This window comes from Streptomyces sp. NPDC029151, from assembly GCF_055564315.1.
This window is the reverse complement of sequence record NZ_JBVHWQ010000004.1, coordinates 261,001-281,498: the sequence shown is the minus strand read 5'-3', so window position 1 is coordinate 281,498 and position 20,498 is coordinate 261,001. Positions and strand designations below refer to the sequence as shown.

18 protein-coding genes are annotated in these 20,498 nt (G+C 71.0%); 15 read left to right on the top strand and 3 right to left on the bottom strand.

Features of this window, described 5'->3' with window-relative positions; translation table 11 throughout:
• Window positions 1–50: 50 nt before the first annotated feature.
• On the top strand, window positions 51–701 hold the full coding sequence (locus ACZ4VF_RS17800) for a TetR/AcrR family transcriptional regulator C-terminal domain-containing protein (RefSeq protein ID WP_467926890.1): 651 nt from the start codon (window positions 51–53) through the stop codon (window positions 699–701).
• On the opposite strand, the gene ACZ4VF_RS17795 is transcribed toward ACZ4VF_RS17800, so the two are convergent.
• The 3 genes from ACZ4VF_RS17795 to ACZ4VF_RS17785 all read right to left on the bottom strand — a co-directional run bounded on the left by ACZ4VF_RS17795 (window position 694) and on the right by ACZ4VF_RS17785 (window position 4,437).
• Window positions 694–1,836, bottom strand: coding sequence for an acyltransferase family protein (locus tag ACZ4VF_RS17795; protein WP_467926889.1), 1,143 nt, complete (start codon window positions 1,834–1,836; stop codon window positions 694–696). The genes ACZ4VF_RS17800 and ACZ4VF_RS17795 overlap by 8 nt on opposite strands.
• A gap of 292 nt (window positions 1,837–2,128) precedes the next feature.
• Complete coding sequence (locus ACZ4VF_RS17790) at window positions 2,129–3,463, bottom strand: alpha-2,8-polysialyltransferase family protein (protein WP_467926888.1); 1,335 nt, start codon at window positions 3,461–3,463, stop codon at window positions 2,129–2,131.
• The gene (locus ACZ4VF_RS17785; protein ID WP_467926886.1) at window positions 3,460–4,437 is read right to left on the bottom strand and encodes a glycosyltransferase family 2 protein; all 978 of its coding nucleotides are present in this window, start codon (window positions 4,435–4,437) and stop codon (window positions 3,460–3,462) included. The genes ACZ4VF_RS17790 and ACZ4VF_RS17785 overlap by 4 nt, the downstream gene beginning before the upstream one ends.
• A gap of 198 nt (window positions 4,438–4,635) precedes the next feature.
• On the opposite strand from ACZ4VF_RS17785, the gene ACZ4VF_RS17780 reads away from it, so the two are divergent.
• From ACZ4VF_RS17780 to ACZ4VF_RS17715, 14 genes are all read left to right on the top strand, one after another.
• Window positions 4,636–5,955, top strand: a complete 1,320-nt coding sequence (locus ACZ4VF_RS17780) for a DUF6716 putative glycosyltransferase (RefSeq protein ID WP_467926885.1) — start codon at window positions 4,636–4,638, stop codon at window positions 5,953–5,955.
• Window positions 5,956–5,978: 23 nt separating this feature from the next.
• Complete coding sequence (locus ACZ4VF_RS17775; protein ID WP_467926884.1) at window positions 5,979–7,202, top strand: cytidylyltransferase domain-containing protein; 1,224 nt, start codon at window positions 5,979–5,981, stop codon at window positions 7,200–7,202.
• 12 nt (window positions 7,203–7,214) lie between these two features.
• Entirely contained in the window at window positions 7,215–8,153 is a 939-nt protein-coding gene (locus tag ACZ4VF_RS17770; RefSeq protein ID WP_467926882.1) for an N-acetylneuraminate synthase family protein, read from the top strand.
• A 518-nt stretch (window positions 8,154–8,671) separates the two neighbouring features.
• The gene (locus tag ACZ4VF_RS17765; protein WP_467927368.1) at window positions 8,672–9,592 is read left to right on the top strand and encodes a hypothetical protein; all 921 of its coding nucleotides are present in this window, start codon (window positions 8,672–8,674) and stop codon (window positions 9,590–9,592) included.
• A gap of 147 nt (window positions 9,593–9,739) precedes the next feature.
• Window positions 9,740–10,171 (top strand): hypothetical protein, encoded by a 432-nt coding sequence (locus ACZ4VF_RS17760; RefSeq protein WP_467926881.1) that lies wholly within the window; start codon window positions 9,740–9,742, stop codon window positions 10,169–10,171.
• A gap of 10 nt (window positions 10,172–10,181) precedes the next feature.
• Window positions 10,182–12,014 carry an alpha/beta hydrolase gene (locus tag ACZ4VF_RS17755; protein WP_467926880.1) on the top strand — a complete coding sequence of 611 codons (1,833 nt, stop codon included), beginning with the start codon at window positions 10,182–10,184 and terminating at the stop codon, window positions 12,012–12,014.
• A gap of 90 nt (window positions 12,015–12,104) precedes the next feature.
• The gene (locus tag ACZ4VF_RS17750) at window positions 12,105–12,569 is read left to right on the top strand and encodes a hypothetical protein (RefSeq protein ID WP_467926879.1); all 465 of its coding nucleotides are present in this window, start codon (window positions 12,105–12,107) and stop codon (window positions 12,567–12,569) included.
• Between the two features lie 34 nt (window positions 12,570–12,603).
• Window positions 12,604–13,110, top strand: a complete 507-nt coding sequence (locus ACZ4VF_RS17745) for a hypothetical protein (protein WP_467926878.1) — start codon at window positions 12,604–12,606, stop codon at window positions 13,108–13,110.
• Between the two features lie 252 nt (window positions 13,111–13,362).
• Entirely contained in the window at window positions 13,363–14,607 is a 1,245-nt protein-coding gene (locus tag ACZ4VF_RS17740; protein WP_467926877.1) for an amidohydrolase, read from the top strand.
• A 279-nt stretch (window positions 14,608–14,886) separates the two neighbouring features.
• Window positions 14,887–15,945, top strand: coding sequence for a BMP family lipoprotein (locus ACZ4VF_RS17735; RefSeq protein WP_467926876.1), 1,059 nt, complete (start codon window positions 14,887–14,889; stop codon window positions 15,943–15,945).
• A gap of 199 nt (window positions 15,946–16,144) precedes the next feature.
• A complete protein-coding gene (locus ACZ4VF_RS17730; RefSeq protein WP_467927367.1) occupies window positions 16,145–17,671 on the top strand; it encodes an ABC transporter ATP-binding protein in 1,527 nt (508 codons plus the stop codon).
• Window positions 17,668–18,795, top strand: coding sequence for an ABC transporter permease (locus ACZ4VF_RS17725; RefSeq protein WP_467926875.1), 1,128 nt, complete (start codon window positions 17,668–17,670; stop codon window positions 18,793–18,795). Before ACZ4VF_RS17730 ends, ACZ4VF_RS17725 begins: the two co-directional genes overlap by 4 nt.
• The gene (locus ACZ4VF_RS17720; RefSeq protein ID WP_467926873.1) at window positions 18,795–20,081 is read left to right on the top strand and encodes an ABC transporter permease; all 1,287 of its coding nucleotides are present in this window, start codon (window positions 18,795–18,797) and stop codon (window positions 20,079–20,081) included. Before ACZ4VF_RS17725 ends, ACZ4VF_RS17720 begins: the two co-directional genes overlap by 1 nt.
• Window positions 20,078–20,479, top strand: a complete 402-nt coding sequence (locus ACZ4VF_RS17715) for a cytidine deaminase (protein ID WP_467926872.1) — start codon at window positions 20,078–20,080, stop codon at window positions 20,477–20,479. Before ACZ4VF_RS17720 ends, ACZ4VF_RS17715 begins: the two co-directional genes overlap by 4 nt.
• Window positions 20,480–20,498: the final 19 nt, after the last annotated feature.

The following is a 20,498-nucleotide window of genomic DNA, read 5'->3' as shown; positions in this document are numbered from 1 at the left end:
CGCTCCCCCCGAGCATCTCCTTAACGGCGTTAAGGTGTCAAGCTGTCGGCGTGAGCACGGAACGAAGGGCGCCGCTGGACCGCAAGCGGGTCGCCGACACGGCGCTGCGGCTGCTGAACGAGGTCGGCCTGGAGGGACTGACCCTGCGCGCCATCGCCAGGGAGCTGGACGTCAAGGCACCCGCCCTCTACTGGCACTTCAAGGACAAGCGGGCGCTGCTGGACGAGATGGCGACCGAGATGTACCGGCGGATGCTCGCCGGCGTGGCGCTCGACCCCGCCGACACCTGGCAGGAGCGGCTGCTGAAGACCAACCGCGGACTGCGGGCCGCCCTGCTCGGCTACCGCGACGGCGCCCAGGTCTTCAGCGGCTCGCGGTTCACGGGTACGGACCACGCCCCCGCCCTGGAGGCGAACCTGCGGCTGCTGACGGCGGCGGGATTCACGCTCGCCCAGGCCGTCGACGCGGGCCGGACGGCGACCATGTACACCCTCGGCTTCGTCACCGAGGAGCAGGGTGTGCGCCCCCACGGCGGCGACCACCGGGAGGGGGTCGACGTGGAGGAACGCGCCCGCCGCCTGGCCGGCTTCCCGCTCGCCGCCCAGGCCGGCACGCTGCTCTTCGACGACTACGACCGGCAGTTCGAGGAGGGCCTGGCGGTCGTCGTCGCCGGCGTCGCGGCGCGGTACGGGATCAGCTGAGGGCGGACCTGCCCGGTGTGCGCGCCGTCTTCAGGGCCTTCTTCAGACGGGGGCCGAGCGGTTTCTCCGCGTACCGGTGGATCAGCCCGGCCAGCAGCAGCATGCCGAGCACGGTCACCGCGAGCGTGGGCCACGGCGGCAGCCCGAGCCCCCGGTGCAGCACCCGGATGACGAACCAGCCCAGGTGCTCGTGCACCAGGTAGAACGGGTACGTCAGCGCGCCGGCCGTGGCCAGCCAGGGCCAGGAGGCCCGGCGGGTCCAGCCCACCGCCACCGCGGCCACGGCGGCGAAGGCGAGGGTGACGACGGCGGTGATGACGTACGGGTCGCGGTGGAGGCCGCCCTGCGCGCCCGCGTGCCACAGGGCCTGCGTGGCGGTGTTCTGCCCGAGCAGCCAGGACACCGCGACGATGCCCCACAGCAGCAGGTCACCGCCGAAGCGGTGGATCAGGTACAGGGCCAGGCCGCCGACGAAGAAGGGCGCGTACTCGGGCATGACCAGCTGGTCGGTGAGGGCGTTGCCGGAGGTGCGGCACACCACCGCCGCCAGCGTCCACACGCAGCAGAAGAGGACCACCCGGCGGTAGGTGACACCCCGCAGGACGACGCACAGGGCGAACAGGGCGTAGAAACGGACCTCCACCCAGAGCGTCCAGCACACCCCCAGCACCCGGGTCGCGCCCATCGGCTGCTGCAGCATCGTCAGGTTGACCAGGAACTCGTCGGGGCGGACCGGGCGGACGACCGCGGGCAGGGCGACGGCCGCCGCGGTGACCAGCACCAGGGCGACCCAGTAGGCGGGGTAGAGACGGGCCACCCGGGAGCGGAAGAAGTCGCCGAGGGTACGGCCCCAGCTGCTCATGCAGATGACGAAGCCGCTGATGACGAAGAAGAACTGCACCCCCAGACAGCCGTAGGCGGCCGCCTGGGACAGGGTCGGGAAGATCTTGGCCGGGGCCTGGTGCCAGGAGGCCGAGACCGGGCCGCCGCGTCCGGCGTAGTGGTAGAGGCAGACCATCAGCGCGGCCAGGAGCCGCAGACCGTCCAGGGCGAGCAGGCGGCCCCGGCGCTCGATGGCCGTTCCCCGGCCGAGGGCAGCGGGAACGGCGGCAAGAGGAGGGGAGGAAGCAGACATGGTGCCCGGCGCCTACCCGGAGTGGCGTTGGTCATCTCGCCGTATTGTGTGAAAGTCCTCGCGGAAATCCGGTCGTTCTCGCACCACCTGGGCTGATTCCGGAAACAGCGCGGCCGGCAGGCTGACAATTAACCAGTCGACCCATGCTCGTTAACCCGTGCTTTCTTTTTTCTTTCCGGATTCTCCGGCCGCCCCCGCTCCGGAGAAACTCAGGACACGGCCGCCGGCCGCCGGCCGGCCCCGTGGCCGGCGGGGCGGGCCCGGTCCGGAGCCGCCCCGCCGTGAGGGCCCCTCAGCCCCGCACCGCCCTGCGCAGGCTGCGTGCCTTGCGCGCCACCCGGCGGACCGTCGCGTTGCGCGGGATGAACGCCAGCTGGGCCGGCACCCCGCCGGGCAGCGCCAGCGACGACAGCCGCCTGCGCTTGAAGTAGCGCTGGGTGCGGTCGTTCAGGTTCTCCGCCAGCCACGCCTCGGCCTCCCCGCGCAGCCTCGGCAGGATCCTCGGCTGCATCGCGAAGCCCACCGCGCGCACCAGCGCGCCCAGCGCCTCCACGTCCATGCCCCGCCGCTGCTCGGTGACGGCGGCCCTGTCGGTCAGCTCGGGCAGCAGTCCGTCCACGAGGGTGACCGGGACGCGGTTGCTGTTCTCGTACGGCGTCAGCCGCTCCAGCAGCAGCTCGGTGCCCACCCGGGCCACGGGCAGGCCGTACAGCGCGGACGCGGTGAGCAGGGCGGTGGAGAAGCAGCCGACGACCAGCGCGGGACGCATCCGCTGGTACAGCACCTCCGCGAGCACCGGCGTGTCCAGCACGGTCAGCTCGGCCTTCAGCCTCTCCGCCTCCTGCTCCAGCGAGCGGGCGAAGCGGGCCGGCGCGGACGGGTGCGGCTTGAACACCACCTTCGAGTGGCCGAGGGCGACCGCGCCCCTCAGCATCCGCACATGCAGGTCCTCCTCCTCCTCGGGGGTGAGGATGTCCAGCGCGGACAGGTACTGGCCGAGCAGCAGCGCCGGCTCCTCGACGGCCGGCAGCTCGTCGCCGAGCGGGGCGAGTCCGGCGAGGACCTTCGTGAAGGCGGGCGTCGGCACGATCTCGCCGGGCACCCCGAACTCGGTGAGCAGCAGCGGCTCCAGTCCCGGCACCAGGTCCAGGTGGAGCACCCGGTCCACGCGGGTGCCGACCAGCGGGTCGATCTTGTTGCGGGTGGGGCCGTAGCTCATCAGGCCGTCGGCGTAGACGGTGACCGGAGCGCCGGTGAAGATCTGGGCGAGCGCGAGCGACGGGTTCACCTGGATCGACTCGACGGCCAGCTCGACGTCGTCGCCGCCGAGGGCCCACTCGTGCCGCAAGTACCGTTCCCACAGCGGCAGGTCGTCGCCGCGGGGCGACCAGCCGCCGGGGTGGAACGGGAAGATCGCCTCGTTGTACGACACCACGTCGTCGAACCGGTCGCGCAGCCGCTCGAAGCCCGGCATCTCGTCCAGCGCGGGCGTGGTCTCGGGCGTGGCCGCGTTGTTGCAGACCAGCAGGATCCGCCGGTCGGCGGGGCGGAAGCAGCCGGAGTCCAGGGCGGCGGCGAGCGTGGCCGTGCCGTACAGCGTCGACGCCTGGAAGATCTGGGTGGTCACGCGGCGGCCCCCGCGGCGGCGGGACGGCGGCGCAGCCGGCGCAGCCGGGTGGCGCGCTGGAGGTCCATGGAGTCCAGTGCCTCGTCCAGCACGTCCTGCGGCATGCGCCGCAGGGCCGCGGCACTCAGGGATTTCAGTTTCTTCGCCACCGCCGGCTCGAACCTTTCGATGGATCCCAGGTGATGGGAGATGATCGCGCAGTAGGTGCGGACGGCCTTCGGCAGCAGCACCCCGGCGTCCCGGTCGGCGGCGGTCTCCGCGACGACCTGGTCGAACGCCCGGATGAAGTCCAGCTGCCGCACGTCACCGATCTGGGTGAGCGAGGAGGCGACCCCCCGCCGGTAGAACACGCCGAGCAGGCTCACCACGGCGAAGGACTCCGCCTCCCGGTGCAGCTTCCAGATCCACGGCCGGTCCTCGGCCGTGCGCAGCCCGTCGGTGAAGTGCAGCACCCCCCTGTCCAGCAGCCGGCGGTGGTAGATGCCGGCCCACGCGTACGCGTAGTCCACCGAGGTGGACCGGTCGGCGGGCAGGATCGCCCCGCGCGGGTCCAGCACCGTGTTCCGCCGGCCCACCGGCACCCGGTGCACACTGCGCGAACGGGCCGTGCACTGCACATGGTCGGTGCGCAGGAAGTCGCAGCCCAGCTCCTCGACGGCGGCGAGCAGCCGCGGGAGGTAGCCGGGGGCGAGCCAGTCGTCGCCGTCCAGGAAGGTCAGGTACTCGCCGCGCGCCCGGTCGATCCCGGTGTTGCGCGCGGTCGCCAGCCCTCCGTTCTGCTCGTGCCGGACGAGCACCGCGCCCGGCAACTCGCGCTCCGCGCGCGCGAGGATCTCTGGCGTCCCGTCGCGGGAACAGTCGTCGACGAGAATGAATTCGAAGTCCTCACGCGCGTTCGACACGAGGCTCCTGAGTGTGTCGGGCGCGTATTGCTGCACGTTGTAGAACGGCACGATGACGGAGAGCTTGACCACGTCAGGGACGTTAGGGCGCGGCCCGTCATTCGTCTTGACGGTCTGCTTGATACCCGGTGAACGACACGTGGCGAAGCCGTGAACCAGGCTGAATTCCGGCGCGTTCACGACCCGATTCGCCATTCGGCGGTGTGCTGTTAACCGTTTGTTGGATTCGGGTTGGGCGGAACCTCTCCCTCGCTTCCTAGCGTCTTCGACGTGCCAGCAAGTGCTACGAAGTCCCTGCGGGTCGCCGTCCTCGCGGACTCCGACACCCGCTGGAAGTGGGGCGCGCTCACCGCGCGGCGACTCACTCCCGCGGCTGCCGAGGTCCGGCTCGACGGCTACCTCCTGCGCGGACGCGCCACCCCGACCGCCCGCCAGCTCGAGGAGGTGGGCGTCCGGGCCGACTCCCTGCGCGAGGTCACCGGCGTCGAGTTCCTGCGCGCGATGAGCGAGGACCCCGACGACCCGTACGACGTGCTCGTCCTCGCGCTCGTCGGCGGCGGCGTCCAGGCGATGCTGCACGGACTGCGCGCCGCCTGGGGGACCGGAGGGCGTCCCGTGGTCGTCACCGGCTACGTCGGTGTCGTCTACGAGAAGCTCGCCGACGGCCTGCTGCTGCGGCACGGCGCGGACCTCGTCCTCGCCAACTCCCGCCACGACGCCGACCGGTTCCGGGCCGTGTACGAGGGGGTCGGTGCCGACGCCTCCTCGGTGACCGAGGTCGCGCTGCCCTTCCTGGGCGGCGCGCCCTACACCGGCGAACACGAGCCGTACACCGTGGTGTTCGCGGCCCAGCCGTCCGTGCCGGACAACCGCCGGGACCGTACCTACCTGCTGAACCGCCTCATCGAACACGCCCGGAAGCACCCCGAACGGGAGGTGCTGCTCAAGCTGCGCTCCAAGCCCGGCGAGCACACCACCCACATCGAGGAGCTGCCGTACCAGAAGCTGGCCCAGGGCACCGGCCTGCCGGCCAACCTCCGGCTGGTGTACGGGCACATGGGCGAGGTGCTGGACCGCACCGACCTGCTGGTCACGGTCAGCTCCACGGCCGCCCTGGAAGCCCTGCACCGCCGTGTCCCCACGGCCGTCCTCACCGACCTCGGGGTCCGCGAGGCGCTCGGCAACCACCACTTCACCGGCTCCGGCTGCCTCGCCTCCTGGGACCAGCTCGACGCCGGGCACCGGCCGGTGCCGGACGAGGAGTGGGTGGCCCGGCAGGGCGTCGCCGCCGACGGCTCGTACGCCACCGCGTTCGACGCGGCCCGCGAGCGCATCGCCAGGCTGCTGGACCGGCCCGGCGGACTGCCCCCCCTCACGCCCTACTACACCCCCGAGACCGCGCCCGGCTACCTGCCCGGCATCCTCGCCCGCCACCACCTCGGCCCCGACGGCGTCCCGCTGCCCGGCGCACCCGCCGCCGACAAGGCGCCCGGCCCCGTACGGCAGATCGTGCGCCGGGCCGCACGCGGCGCCTACCGGCACGGCGTCCAGCGCGTCGCCCCCGTGATCCGGCGGATGGGCGAGCTGTGACCTCACTCCAAGGAGTACACCCCATGTCCCACTCGGAAGCGGGCCCGGGCACGTCGCTGCGCCGGGTGCTCGCGGTGATCCCCGCGCGCGGCGGCTCCAAGGGCGTCCCCGCGAAGAACCTCGCCCCCGTGGGCGGTGTCCCGCTGGTCGTCCGCGCGGTCCGCGAGTGCCGGGCGACCCGTCTGGTGACCGACGTCGTCGTCTCCACCGACGACCAGGCCATCGCCGCCGCCGCCCGGGAGGCCGGCGCCGAGGTCGTACTGCGGCCCGCCGCCATCGCCGGGGACACCGCCACCTCCGAGGCGGCCGTCCTGCACGCCATGGACACCCACGAGACGCTGCACGGCGCCCGCGTCGACGTCGTCCTGCTCGTGCAGTGCACCAGCCCCTTCCTGGTCCGCGAGGACATCGAGGCGGTGGCCGCCGCGGTCGCCGAGGACGGCGCCGACACCGCCGTCACGGTGGCCCCCTTCCACGGCTTCGTCTGGCGGGAGGCCGACGGCGAGGGCGGGTCCGGCGTCAACCACGACAAGTCCTACCGCCCCCGCCGCCAGGACCGCCCCCAGGACTTCCTGGAGACCGGTGCCGCCTACGCCATGGACGCGGCCGGCTTCCGCGAGCACCACCACCGCTTCTTCGGCCGCACCGAGCTGGTGCGCACCGACCCGGCCCGGGTGCTGGAGATCGACGACCCGCACGACCTCGCACGGGCCCGGGCCCTGGCCCCGCTGTTCGACGCGGACCGCCCCGGCTCGCTGCCCTCCCACGACGACATCGACGCCGTGGTACTGGACTTCGACGGCACCCAGACCGACGACCGGGTGCTGATCGACGCGGACGGACGGGAGTTCGTCGCCGTGCACCGCGGCGACGGGCTCGGCATCGCGGCCCTCCGCAGGAGCGGCCTGAAGCTGCTGGTCCTGTCCACGGAACAGAACCCGGTCGTCGCCGCCCGCGCACGGAAGCTGCGGATCCCCGTGCTGCACGGCATCGACCGGAAAGACCTCGCGCTGAAGCAGTGGTGCGAGGAGCAGGGCATCGCGCCGGAGCGCGTGCTCTACGTCGGCAACGACGTCAACGACCTCCCGTGCTTCGCCCTCGTCGGCTGGCCCGTGGCGGTCGCGAACGCTCACGACGTCGTACGCGGCGCCGCACGCGCGGTCACCACCGTCCCCGGCGGTGACGGCGCGATCCGAGAGATCGCCAGCTGGATCCTCGGCCCCTCTCTCGATTCCCTCCCCAAGTAAGGACACCCCCTGATGAGCACCAACTCCCGTCTGCGCACGTTCGGTTCCCGCGAGGTCGGCCCGGGCCGGCCCGTCTACATCTGCGGCGAGATCGGCATCAACCACAACGGTGAGCTGGAGAACGCCTTCAAGCTGATCGACGTCGCCGCCGAGGCCGGCTGTGACGCCGTCAAGTTCCAGAAGCGCACCCCCGAGATCTGCACCCCGCGCGACCAGTGGGACATCGAGCGCGACACCCCCTGGGGCCGGATGACCTACATCGACTACCGCCACCGGGTGGAGTTCGGCGAGGACGAGTACCGCCAGATCGACGCGTACTGCAAGGAGAAGGGGATCGACTGGTTCGCCTCCCCGTGGGACACCGAGGCCGTCGCCTTCCTGGAGAAGTTCGACCTGCCCGCCCACAAGGTCGCCTCGGCGTCCCTGACGGACGACGAGCTCCTCCGGGCCCTGCGCGCCACCGGCCGCACGGTCATCCTCTCCACCGGCATGTCGACGCCGAAGCAGATCCGCCACGCGGTCGAGGTCCTGGGCAGCGACAACATCCTGATGTGCCACGCCACCTCGACCTACCCGGCGAAGGCCGAGGAGCTGAACCTCCGCGTGATCAACACGCTGGAGAAGGAGTACCCGAACGTCCCGATCGGCTACTCCGGCCACGAGACCGGCCTGCAGACCACCCTCGCCGCGGTCGCGCTCGGGGCGGCCTTCGTCGAGCGCCACATCACCCTCGACCGCGCCATGTGGGGCTCCGACCAGGCCGCCTCGGTCGAGCCGCAGGGCCTGACCCGCCTCGTCCGCGACATCCGCACCATCGAGGCCTCCCTCGGCGACGGCGTCAAGAAGGTGTACGACTCCGAGCTGGGCCCGATGAAGAAGCTGCGCCGGGTCGCGGGTGTCGTCACCGAGGCGGAGATCGCCGCGGCGGCGGGCGAGCCGGTCTCGGTGTGAATCCAGGTCACTGACGACGGGACGGTCGTACGCCCATGAGCCCCCGCGCCGGTCAGGCCGGCCACCCCGCCCGCACGCTCGCCTTCGTGGAGAGCCCGGTACAGCTGCTGAACGTACTGGAGTGGGCACACCTGCACGGCCTGCGCGGCCCTGCCGAGCAGGGGCGGCCGACGGTGCCCGGGCCGGCTGCGCCGGGGCCGCCCGCGTCGGCCGGGGTCGTACCGGCTCCGCTCGCGTCGGATTCGCTCACCCCGGCCCCCGCCGGCCCCGGCCCGCTCGCGTCGGGCCCGGCCGTCTCCGGCCCGGGCGTGCCACCGGGCCGTCCCGGCCGGCCGGTGCCGGGCCGGGACGGGGCGGCACCGGGGGGCCCGCCGGGCGGTGGAGAGGCCGGGGAGCCGGCCGCACCCTCCCTCTCCCTGCCCGCGCAGTCCCGGCGGACCCCGGGCGGCACCGCGCCGGCCGGCCCGCCGGCGGACGGCGGGGAGCTGACCCTCGTCGTCCTGTCCCCGACCGACCCCATGACCCGGGGCCAGCTGCGCCGCATGGCCGACCTGGCCCGGGACGAGGGGTACCGGGTGCGCTGGGAGGAGGCGCGCGGCGGCACCACCGCGCCCTTCCACACCATCGGCGGCCTGGCGGGTTCCCTCCGCCGGGCCGACCGCATCGTGATGGGGGACCCCTTCTCCCGCTACGTACAGCTCCTGCTGACCATCACCCGCGCCCGCGACCTCGTGGTCGTGGACGACGGCACGGCGACGATGGAGTTCGTCGCCCAGCTGGCCCGCGGCGAACGCCTGGTCCGCTGGCACCGCAAGGGCGGCCGCCCCGGCGCCCGCGACCTCCTCTTCGCCCCGGTCTCCTCCTCCGCCCGCCGCCGCCTCACCCCGAGCGACCGGCGCCGCGTCGAGGTCTTCTCCTCCATGCCGGTGACCGATGTCCCGGACGGCGTCACCGTCACCGCCAACGACTTCGCCTGGACCCGCGCCCGCTTCGGACCGCCGCGCATCACCCAGAGCGCGGACCTGGTCGGCACCTCCCTGGTGGAGACCGGGGTCGTGGACGGCGACCGCTACGTGGAGGCCGTCCACCACCTGGCGAAGACCCACGGCGCCACCCGCTACTTCGCGCACCGCCGCGAGAGCACCGACAAGCTCCACCGCCTCGCCACGGAGACGGGCCTGGAGATAGTCCGCCCCGACCTCCCCCTGGAACTGATCGCCCGCCGCGGCCCCATCGGCCGTACGATCCTCAGCTTCCCCTCCACGGTCGTCCACACCCTGCCGCTGGCCCTCGTCGGCACGGGCGTGCGCGTGGCGGTCTGCGACATCGACCCGACCTGGCTCACCGAGACCGCCTCCCCCCGCGCCCAGGGCTTCCTGTCCGGAGTGACCGGCACGGCCCGGGACGTCCACCGGCTGGCGGCGGTGAGCCCGGCGTAGCGGCTGCCGCCGCAGGGATGAGTACGGATACTCAGGCGCAGTGTGATCACATTTCGATAGGCTCTTTCACCTCGTGCACGGGACCCGCATGAGACGGCGGAGGACCGCCGGCGTCGGGGAGATGGGGAAACGGGGAGAGCATCACGCATGGCGTGGGACGAGTGGGAGCGACTGAAGGCGGATGCCGCGGCCCGCGGCTCCACGGGGATGCAGCTGAACCACGTTCCGTCGGATCCGGGCGGCCTGGCGTCGGACAAGAAGACGTGGACGAAGGCCGGCGAGGATACGAAGGGCCTGCAGGACGGCATCGGCAAGGCCCTGGGGAAGCTGGATGCCGGGCAGGCGGGGCTGGGGGACACGTCCGGTGTGCAGTCGGCGGCGGCGCAGCAGGAGCTGTACGAGTCCTGGAAGAAGTACGTCGGTGACGTCAAGGCCCGCTGCGGTGAGCTGGGCGGGCTGATGGAGAAGTCGGGGCACGACCTGTCGATGACCGACGCCGAGGTGAAGGCGGAGCTCGACAAGATCAACGGCAAGTACCACGACACCGAGGCCGTCGGCGGCCAGGCGAAGGGCCGGTGACGGGGGACCCATGGACATCGCGACGCTTCAGGCCCTCAAGCCCTCGGAGTACGAGGAGGCGGCCGACGGGTACCGGGCCACGAGCGAGATGGCGAGTGCCGCCAAGGATGCGGTGGAGAACCAGATAGCCGCCGGTATCCGCAACCAGCTCAAGGGTGAGACGGCCGACGCGGCCGTGCGCGAGCTGAAGGAGCTGGGGAAGAACTTCCACTACGTCCAGACCGAGTGCGCGCTGGCCAGTACGGCGTTGAACGGGTTCGCGTACGACATGGCCGCCGCGAAGCGGAAGCTGGAGGCGGCCCTGGAGGACGCCAAGGCGGCCGGCTGCACGGTGGGTGCGGACGGTTCGGTCACCTTCCCGGCCGGTGGCGAGGAGGTCGACGGCAAGGTGCCGGAGGGCGGCTCGGTGTCCCCCTCGACGACCATGACGGACCCGACGGCGAACGCCATCGAGCAGCAGGCCATCCACCAGCACCCGAACCCGAACTTCGGCAAGGCCATCGGCTTCGCGAACCGGATCGGGGACGCGCTGAAGGAGGCCGCGGACGCGGACGCCAAGTGGGCGCCGAAGCTGCGCGCGCTGAAGGCCGACGACGACCTGGTGGTGTCCGACCGGGACTGGTCCGACGTGAAGTCCGACCAGGACGGCGTGAGCGAGGCGGGCAAGAAGTACCTCGACTCGATGCCGCAGCCGCCCAAGGACGGCAGCCCCAAGGACAACGCGGCCTGGTGGAAGGGCCTCACCGACGAGGAGCGCGCGGCCTGGGTCTCCCTGCGCCCGGACGCCGTGGGCAAGCTCGACGGCGTCCCCGCCACGGTCCGCGACGAGGCCAACCGCATCGTCCTGGACGAGACCCGCTCCCGCTACCAGCTGGAACTCAACTCCATCCCGAAGCCGCCGGTCAACGAGTGGACGTACATCGCCAGCAACGGCTGGGCGTCCAAGGTGCACACCGACGAATGGATGGACTGGTACAAGAAGTACGGCGAGCGCTACGACCACCTCACCAAGTCGCTCCAGGGCATGAAGAGCATCCAGGACCGCTTCGACTCCACCGGTATGGCCACCGACAAGGACCACAAGGGCCTGCCGGACGCGTACCTGCTCGGATTCGACGCGGAGGGCAACGGCCGGGCGATCGTCGCCAACGGCAACCCCGACACGGCCCGGCACCAGGCCGTCTACGTACCGGGCACCACCTCCAACCTCAGCAACATCAGTGGCAACATCGACCGGATGACCTCCACCTGGCGCGTGGCCACCGACGAGGCCGACGGCCAGCCCGTCTCCACGATCACCTGGCTCGGCTACGACGCCCCGCAGGACATCGTGAAGGACTCGCCGTTCCGCCACTACGCGGACGACGGCGCACCGGCCTTCAACCGCTTCCTCGACGGACTGGAGGCCTCGCACAGCGGCGACACCCCGCCGCACCGCACGGTGATCGGTCACTCCTACGGCACCACCCTCGTCGGCTCGGCCGCCGACCACGGCACCCTGAACGCGGACGACGTGATCACCGCGGGCAGTCCCGGTGTCACGGTGCCCAAGGCGGAGCAGCTGGACGTGCCCAAGGGCCACGTCTGGAACGAGGAGGCCGACGGGGACGTCGTACCCGACATCGGCCGCTTCGGTCACGGCGGCACCGACTGGGACGGCCCCTGGACCGTGCCGAGCGACGAGCGGTTCGGGGCCAAGCAGATGACCACGGACACAGAGGGCCACAGCGGGTACTGGGACGAGGGCTCGGACAGCCTGCTCAACCAGGCCCTCGTCGTCGCGGGACACGGGGAGGACGTCAAGCTGAAGGAGCCGACCCCGACCTGGAAGTACACCCGTTAGGCAGAGCGAGGCCCGTCGATTGTGAAGAACCGCCTGGGCGCAGCAGCGCTCCTCGTGTCCACCGTCCTCACCACTCTCACCGGATGCAGCATGAGTTCCAGCACCGAATCCGACGACGTCCCGTCCGCCGGCACCAGCACGTCACAGGACGCCGCCGCGAAGACGCAGAAGGTGTCCAGCCGGCTGTACGACCTGATCGGCGTCAAGGGAAAGGCCTCCGACGGCAGCCCCGGCGTCCAGGAATGCGCGGACAAGGACCGGGACAAGTACTTCCGGATCTTCCACAAGTGGAGTTTCTACCCCGCGTCGGCGGAGGACCTCGACGTCGCCATGCGCAACCTCAAGGAGGGGATGCCCAAGCACGGCTGGAAGATCGTCGAGTACGGCCCCGACAGCAGCGCGAACAAGAACCTCACCCTGATCGCCGACAACGACGAGCAGAAGGCGGGCGTGCACATCACCCGGATGGCGAAGCGGAACCCGCCCAAGCTCAGCCTGATGGTCGTCTCCGGCTGCTACGAGGTCCCCGAGGGCCAGGACGTCGAGCATTTCTGAGCACGTCCGGCCGCGGGGCGGGACAGGACACGATGTGAAGACCGGCTCCGGAGCCCTCGCGGCCTTCCTGGCCCTCGGCCTCACCGTCCTGACCGGATGCACCATGGCCGAGAAGGACTCCGGCGACGTCACGGTCACCGGTACCTCCGGCGACGTCGCCGACTCGGTGGAGAGGATCTCCAGCGGTATCCACGGCCTGATCCGTGTGAAGGGCACGACGTCCGACAGCCGTGCGACGGTGACGGAGTGTTCCGGCAAGGACCCGGACACGTACTTCCGGGTCCTCCACCCGTGGAGCTTCACCCCGGCGTCCCCTGGTGACCTCGAGGCAGCCATGCAGCAGCTCAGGGAAGCGCTGCCGGAGCACGGCTGGAAGATCGTCGAGTACGGGCCGGACACCAGCAGGAACAAGAACATGAGGCTCACGGCTGACAACGACGCGAAGAGGGTGGGTGTGCACATCATCCAGATGGCCGAGGACAACCCGCCGATGCTGAGCCTGGACGTCGTCTCCGGCTGCTACGAGGTCCCCGAGGGGTAGGACGTCGAGCACGTCCAGGCCTCGGCCCTCCGGGACGGTCGGGGTTCGTGGTGGTCCGGTTTCTGGACATCGCGCGCGTGATCCCCGTGAGGCGTGGTATGCGTGGAGGAGGAAAAACAGAGGTTTTACCCACCACAGTTCGCCGCCATGCGTCCGCCGGTCAGGTTTTCTTCCCCTAACGGGCTGAACTTTTGTTGATCGAGGGGTAGTTGACCACCCGGGCGTCCTACCCTTCAGAGGGTGAAGCAATTGATGTCCCTAGAGTCCGAGGCCGGCCTCCCGGGTGATGTGCTCCCCGGCGTGCTGAGCGAGTCCCTGCACGCCGAACTCGTCGCCTTCCGTCGCGACTTGCACATGCACCCTGAGCTGGGCAACCAGGAGTTCCGCACCACGGCCGCGATCAAGGAGCGGCTGGAGCAGGCCGGTCTCAGGCCACGCGTGCTCAGCACCGGAACCGGACTCGTCTGTGACATCGGGCTCGCGGAGGGTGAGCACCCCGAGCACCTCCCCGTACCGCTGCTCGCCCTGCGCGCCGACATCGACGCCCTGCCCATCCCGGACGCCAAGACCGACTGCCCGTACCGGTCCACCGTGCCCGACCGGGCGCACGCCTGCGGTCACGACGTGCACACCACCGTGGTGCTCGGCACCGGGCTCGTCCTCGCCGACCTGCACGCCAAGGGCCTGCTGCCCCGCCCGGTGCGGCTGCTCTTCCAGCCCGCCGAGGAGGTGCTGCCCGGCGGCGCCCTGGACGCCATCGAGGACGGCGCGCTGACCGGGGTCGGCCGGATCCTCGCGGTGCACTGCGACCCCCGGGTGGAGGCCGGCAAGATCGGGCTGCGGCACGGGCCGATCACCAGCGCCTGCGACCGGGTGGAGATCGCGCTCGACGGCCCCGGCGGGCACACCGCCCGTCCGCACCTCACCACCGACCTGGTCACCGCCGCCGCCCGGGTCGCGATCGACGTCCCCGCCGTCGTCGCCCGCCGGGTCGACACCCGCGCCGGTCTCGCCGTCACCTGGGGCCGGATCGAGTCGGGCCACGCCCCGAACGTGATCCCGCAGCACGCGGAGCTGTCCGGAACCGTGCGCTGCCTGGACCTGGAGGCCTGGCGGCAGGCCCCCGACATCGTGCACGCGGCCATCGACGAGGTCGCCACCCTGCACCGGGCCAAGTCCGAGATCACCTACATGCGCGGAGTGCCGCCCGTCGTCAACGACCGGGAGTCCACCGAGCTGCTGCGCCGGGCCATGGTCGCCCGGCGCGGGATGAAGTCCGTCGAGAGCACCGAGCAGAGCCTCGGCGGCGAGGACTTCTCCTGGTACCTGGAGCAGGTGCCGGGCGCGCTGGCCCGGCTCGGCGTGCGCCGTCCCGGCGAACGCACGGTGCGCGATCTCCACCAGGGCGATTTCGACGCCGACGAGCACGCGATCACGGTCGGCGTGGAGATGTTCACGGCCGCCGCGTTCCTGGACCGCAACGGGGCGCAGAACTGATCGGACGGCCCCCCCGGGGCCGTCCCCCTCGTCCGGCGCAACACGGATACAAGCCATTCGTGCACGGTGCGCGACATCGGCGCGAGAAGGGCCCGAGACCGAGTTCAGACAGTGTTTGCCTCGAATCGATAACGGCTTCGCGAGAGGGTTTTTTGCGACATCTACGCGCGTTACGATGCCGCGAAGCCGACGCCGATGGGGGCGTCTCGGCCGGAGCACCGCCAAGGTGCTCACATCAAGCGCCTACGTGGCGCTCAGGTCAGGTGAAGGAGCCTTCCCGTGCGCCGGGTAGCCAAGCTTTCCGCTGCGTGTATCGCGTCCGCAGCACTCGCACTGACTGCCACTGCCTGTGGCAGCACCTCCTCCGACAACAACGACGCCGGTTCGCCCTCCAAGGGCGGCGGCAAGGGTGTCAAGGTCGGTCTCGCCTTCGACGTCGGCGGCCGTGGGGACCGCTCCTTCAACGACTCCGCCGCGCGCGGTGCCGACCAGGCCAAGAAGGAGTTCGGCGGCGACATCAAGGAGCTGACCGCGAAGACCTCGGACACCGAGGCCGACCGTGAGCAGCGCCTGTCGGACCTGGCCGACGCGGGCTACAACCCGGTCATCGGTGTCGGCTACGCCTACGCCGCCTCCATGACCAAGGTCGCCGCGAAGTACCCGAAGACCAGCTTCGGCATCGTCGACTCGGTCGTGAACGGCAAGAACGTCGACAGCATCACGTTCACCGAGGAGCAGGGCTCCTACCTGGCCGGCGTCGCCGCCGCCCTGAAGACCAAGTCGAACCACGTCGGCTTCATCGGCGGTGTGGACGTCCCGCTGATCAAGAAGTTCGAGGCGGGCTTCGTCCAGGGTGTCAAGGACACCAACAAGAAGGCCAAGGTCGACACGCAGTACCTGTCGCACGGCTCGGACACCTCCGGCTTCGCCAGCCCCGACAAGGGCAAGGAGGCCGCGCAGGGCATGCTCGACAACGGCGCGGACGTCGTCTACACGGCCGCCGGCTCCTCCGGCAACGGCGCCATCGAGGCCGTCGCCGGCAAGAAGGGCGCCTGGGCCATCGGCGTGGACTCGGACCAGTACAACATCCCGGGTCTGGCCAAGTACAAGAACTCGATCCTGACCTCGATGGTCAAGAACGTCGACGTCGGTGTCTACGACTTCGTGAAGTCGGTCCACGGCGGCAAGCCGCTGACCGGCACCAACACCTACTCGCTCGCCAAGGACGGTGTCTCGCTGTCCAAGAGCGGCGGCTTCATCGACGACCTCCAGGCCAAGCTGGACGCCGCGAAGAAGAAGATCGTCGACGGCTCGATCAAGGTCAAGACCACCCCGTGACCTGACGGGTCCCGTCGGACCTCGGCTCGGCGCGGGGGCGCCTGTCGGAGCCCCCCGCCGAGCCATAACAATGTGTCAACTCTACGCGTGTAGCGCGGAGTTGCCGCGCTAGCGTCGCCGACGCCTGCCCCCTCCCCGCAGCCCCTTTCCCCGAGGAGAGTGCGCCATCAACGCGTCCAGCCCTCCCGCTGCCGTCGAACTGCGCGGCATCACCAAGCGTTTCCCCGGCGTCGTCGCCAACCGCGACATCGACATCACGGTCCGCACGGGCACCGTCCACGCCCTGTGCGGTGAGAACGGCGCCGGCAAGTCCACCCTGATGAAGATCCTCTACGGCATGCAGCAGCCGGACGAGGGCACCATCACCGTCGGTGGCGAACAGGTCGTCTTCCACAACCCGGGCGACGCCATCGCCCGCGGCATCGGCATGGTGCACCAGCACTTCATGCTCGCCGACAACCTCACCGTGCTGGAGAACGTCGTTCTCGGCGCGGAGAAGCTGCACGGCATCGGGGGCAAGGCCCGCGCCCGGATCAAGGAGATCTCCGACGCCTACGGCCTCGGCGTCCGCCCCGACGCCCTGGTCGAGGAACTCGGTGTCGCCGACCGCCAGCGCGTGGAGATCCTCAAGGTCCTCTACCGCGGCGCCAAGACCCTCATCCTCGACGAGCCCACCGCCGTCCTGGTGCCGCAGGAGGTCGACGCGCTCTTCGACAACCTGCGCGAACTCAAGGCCGAGGGCCTCACCGTCATCTTCATCTCGCACAAGCTGGGCGAGGTGCTCTCCGTCGCCGACGAGATCACCGTCATCCGGCGCGGCACCACCGTCGGCACCGTCGACCCGCGCGCCACCACCCCCAAGCAGCTCGCCGAGCTGATGGTCGGCAGCGAACTGCCCACCCCGGAGACCCAGGAGTCCACGGTCACCGACGTGCCGATGCTGAAGGTGGACGGTCTGCACCTGGCGCAGACCGACCTCGACGGCGTCGAGCGGATCATCCTGGACGAGATCTCCTTCACCATCCACAAGGGCGAGGTCCTCGGCATCGCCGGTGTGGAGGGCAACGGCCAGTCCGAGCTGGTCGAGGCGATCATGGGCATGCGCCACCCGGACGCCGGCGTCGTCACCCTCGACGGCACCGACATCTCCCACGCCCCGACCCGCCACCGCCGCGAGTCCGGCATCGGCTACATCCCGGAGGACCGCCACCGCCACGGCCTGCTCCTGGAAGCACCGCTGTGGGAGAACCGCATCCTCGGCCACGTCACGGAGAAGCCGAACTCGCGCGGCGGACTGCTCGACCTCAAGGCGGCCCGCGCCGACACCCAGAGGATCGTCGAGGCCTACGACGTCCGCACCCCCGGCATCGACGTCACCGCCGCCTCCCTGTCCGGCGGCAACCAGCAGAAGCTGATCGTCGGCCGGGAGATGAGCCACAACCCCAAGCTGCTCATCGCCGCCCACCCCACCCGCGGTGTGGACGTCGGCGCGCAGGCGGCCATCTGGGACTACATCCGCGAGGCCCGCCGCGAGGGCCTGGCCGTGCTGCTGATCTCCGCCGACCTGGACGAGCTGATCGGGCTCTCCGACACCCTGCGGGTGATGTACCGCGGCCGCCTGGTCGCCGACGCCGACCCCGCCACGATCACCCCCGAAGAGCTGGGCTCCGCCATGACGGGTGCGGCCACCGGCCACCTGGAGCACACAGAGGACGACGAGCGATGAACAAGCTGACCCAACGCATCGACAAGGAGCGGCTGCTCCTCGGCATCGCCGCGCCGCTGCTCGCGGTCGTCGCCGCGCTCGTCGTCACCACCCTGGTGATCCTCGCGACCGGCAAGAACCCCGGCGACGCCTTCAGCGACATGGTGACCTACGGCTTCGCCAGCGACAGCCAGGTCTACATCCTGAACAAGGCGACGACCTACTACCTCGCGGGCGTCGCGGTGGCCATCGGCTTCCGCATGAACCTGTTCAACATCGGTGTCGACGGCCAGTACCGGCTCGCCGCGTTCATCGCCGCCGTCCTCGGCGGTGCGCTCACGGTGCCCGGCTGGATCGCCGTCCCGCTGATCATGATCTGCGCCATGGCGACCGGTGCCCTGTGGGCGGCCATCGCCGGCATCCTCAAGGTGACCCGGGGCGTCAGCGAGGTCATCGCGACCATCATGCTGAACTCGATCGCCACCGCGATCATCGCCTACCTGCTCCAGCCCGGAAAGCTCGGCCAGCTGGACCAGGCCGGCACCCTCGTCTCCACCAAGCCGCTGCCGTCGTCCTCGTACTTCTTCAGCTTCGACACCGGCCCCGCCGGTGAGCTGTGGGGCTTCATCGTCATCGCCGCCGTCGTCGGCGTCGCGTACTGGTTCGTGCTGGGCCGCACCCGGTTCGGCTTCGACCTGCGCACCGTCGGCCAGTCCGAGAGCGCGGCCGGCGCCAGCGGTGTCTCGGTGAAGAAGATGATCGCCACCAGCATGATCATCTCGGGTGCGGTGGCCGGTCTGATCGGCATGCCGACCCTGCTGAACGACAGCCACCAGTTCAGCAACGACTTCCCGGCCGGCATCGGCTTCACCGGCATCGCCATCGCGCTGCTCGGCCGCAACCACCCGATCGGCATCGCGCTCGGCGCCCTGCTCTGGGGCTTCCTGGAGCGCACCACCAACCACCTGGAATTCCAGGGCTACGACAAGGAAATCCTCGGCGTCATCCAGGGCGTCATCGTGCTGTGCGTCGTCATCGCCTACGAGGTCGTACGCCGCTACGGCCTGAAGCGCCAGCAGCAGAAGGTCGGTGCGGAACTCGCCGCCCAGGCCGCCGCCGCGACGAAGAAGCAGGAGGTGGCGTGATGACTGCCACGATGACCGACGCGCCGCCGCCCGCGGCCCCCAAGGCGGCGGGCGCCCCCCAGCGCTCCGGCCGCTCCCTGGGGCTGACCCTGATGATCGTCGCGGGTGCGCTGCTGCTCCTGGCCGCCGTCCGCGTGATCACCGGCGCCAACCAGCTCGACTCCGCCGGACAGGTCGCCGCCGCGCTCGGCCTCGCCGTGCCGATCGGTCTCGCCGGACTCGCCGGCCTGTGGTCCGAGCGGGCCGGCGTGGTCAACATCGGCCTCGAGGGCATGATGATCCTCGGCACCTTCGGCGCCGGCTGGGTCGGCTGGCAGTCCAGCCCCTGGCTCGGCCTGCTGTGCGGCGTCGGCTTCGGTGTCCTCGGCGGCCTGGTGCACGCCGTCGCCACCGTCACCTTCGGCGTCGACCACATCGTCTCCGGTGTCGCGGTCAACCTGCTCGCGCTCGGCGCCACCCAGTACCTGGCCAAGCTGTTCTTCGCCGGCGGCAAGGCCGCTGAGGCGGGCGGCAACCCCAAGCAGTCCCCGCCCGCGGACTCGCTGCCCGACGTCACCGTCCCCGGCCTCTCCGACGGACTCGCCTCCATCGAGAAGCACCACTGGTTCCTGGTCTCCGACCTCGCCGGCATCGTCGGCGGTCTGATCACCAACCTGTCCGTGGTCACGATCCTCGCCGTGCTGCTGTTCGTCGGCAGCTGGTGGCTGCTGTGGCGCACCCCGTTCGGGCTGCGGCTGCGCTCCTGTGGTGAGAACCCGGTCGCCGCCGAGTCCCTCGGCGTCAACGTCTACCAGTACAAGTACGCGGCCGTGGCCGTCTCCGGCGGCCTCGCCGGCCTCGGCGGCGCCTTCCTGGCGCTGGTCACCTCGCACACCTACCTGGAGGGCCAGACCGGCGGCCGCGGCTACATCGGTCTCGCCGCGATGATCTTCGGCAACTGGCGTCCCGGCGGCCTGGCGATGGGCGCGGGCCTGTTCGGCTACTCCGACGCGCTCCAGCTCCGCAACGGCGGTGTCACCGTCCACGCCCTGCTCCTGCTGCTGGTCGTCCTGCTCGCGCTGCTGGCCGGCTGGAAGCTGTACAAGAAGGCCGTCGTGCAGGGTGTGGTCAGCGCCGTCACGGCCGCGCTGGTCCTGGTCTGGTACCTGCTCACCGACGAGGTCCCGAGCGACTTCGTGGGCGCCACCCCGTACGTCGTCACCCTGCTCGTGCTGTCCCTCTCGGCGCAGCGCCTGCGGATGCCGAAGGCGGACGGCATGCGCTACCGGAAGGGCCAGGGCAAGTGACGCCGGGAACCGAGTTCGACTGGGAGCCGCTGCGCGCCGAGGCACGCGAGGCCATGACCCACGCCTACGCCCCCTACTCGGGCTACCCGGTCGGCGTGGCCGCCCTCGTCGACGACGGCCGCACCGTCACCGGCTGCAACGTGGAGAACGCCTCCTACGGCATCGGCCTGTGCGCCGAGTGCGGTCTGGTCTCCCAGCTGCAGCGCACGGGCGGCGGCCGGCTGACGCACTTCACCTGCGTCGACGGCAACGGCGCCCTGCTGGTGCCGTGCGGCCGGTGCCGCCAGCTGCTGTACGAGTTCGGTGGTCCCGACCTGCTGCTGGACACCCCCGCGGGCGTTCTCCCGCTCTCCGAGATGCTGCCCCAGGCCTTCGGCCCGGACCATCTCAGCCAGTAACGCCGTACGGCCCCCCTGC

Bases quoted from the DNA above. Each gene is read 5' to 3' on its own strand.
- ACZ4VF_RS17740 (WP_467926877.1), top strand. From the start codon at position 13,363: ATGTCCCTAGAGTCCGAGGCCGGCCTCCCGGGTGATGTGCTCCCCGGC.
- ACZ4VF_RS17750 (WP_467926879.1), top strand. From the start codon at position 12,105: ATGAGTTCCAGCACCGAATCCGACGACGTCCCGTCCGCCGGCACCAGC.
- ACZ4VF_RS17720 (WP_467926873.1), top strand. From the start codon at position 18,795: ATGACTGCCACGATGACCGACGCGCCGCCGCCCGCGGCCCCCAAGGCG.
- ACZ4VF_RS17765 (WP_467927368.1), top strand. From the start codon at position 8,672: ATGACCCGGGGCCAGCTGCGCCGCATGGCCGACCTGGCCCGGGACGAG.
- ACZ4VF_RS17770 (WP_467926882.1), top strand. From the start codon at position 7,215: ATGAGCACCAACTCCCGTCTGCGCACGTTCGGTTCCCGCGAGGTCGGC.
- ACZ4VF_RS17760 (WP_467926881.1), top strand. From the start codon at position 9,740: ATGGCGTGGGACGAGTGGGAGCGACTGAAGGCGGATGCCGCGGCCCGC.
- ACZ4VF_RS17795 (WP_467926889.1), bottom strand. From the start codon at position 1,836: ATGTCTGCTTCCTCCCCTCCTCTTGCCGCCGTTCCCGCTGCCCTCGGC.
- ACZ4VF_RS17725 (WP_467926875.1), top strand. From the start codon at position 17,668: ATGAACAAGCTGACCCAACGCATCGACAAGGAGCGGCTGCTCCTCGGC.
- ACZ4VF_RS17775 (WP_467926884.1), top strand. From the start codon at position 5,979: ATGTCCCACTCGGAAGCGGGCCCGGGCACGTCGCTGCGCCGGGTGCTC.
- ACZ4VF_RS17755 (WP_467926880.1), top strand. From the start codon at position 10,182: ATGGACATCGCGACGCTTCAGGCCCTCAAGCCCTCGGAGTACGAGGAG.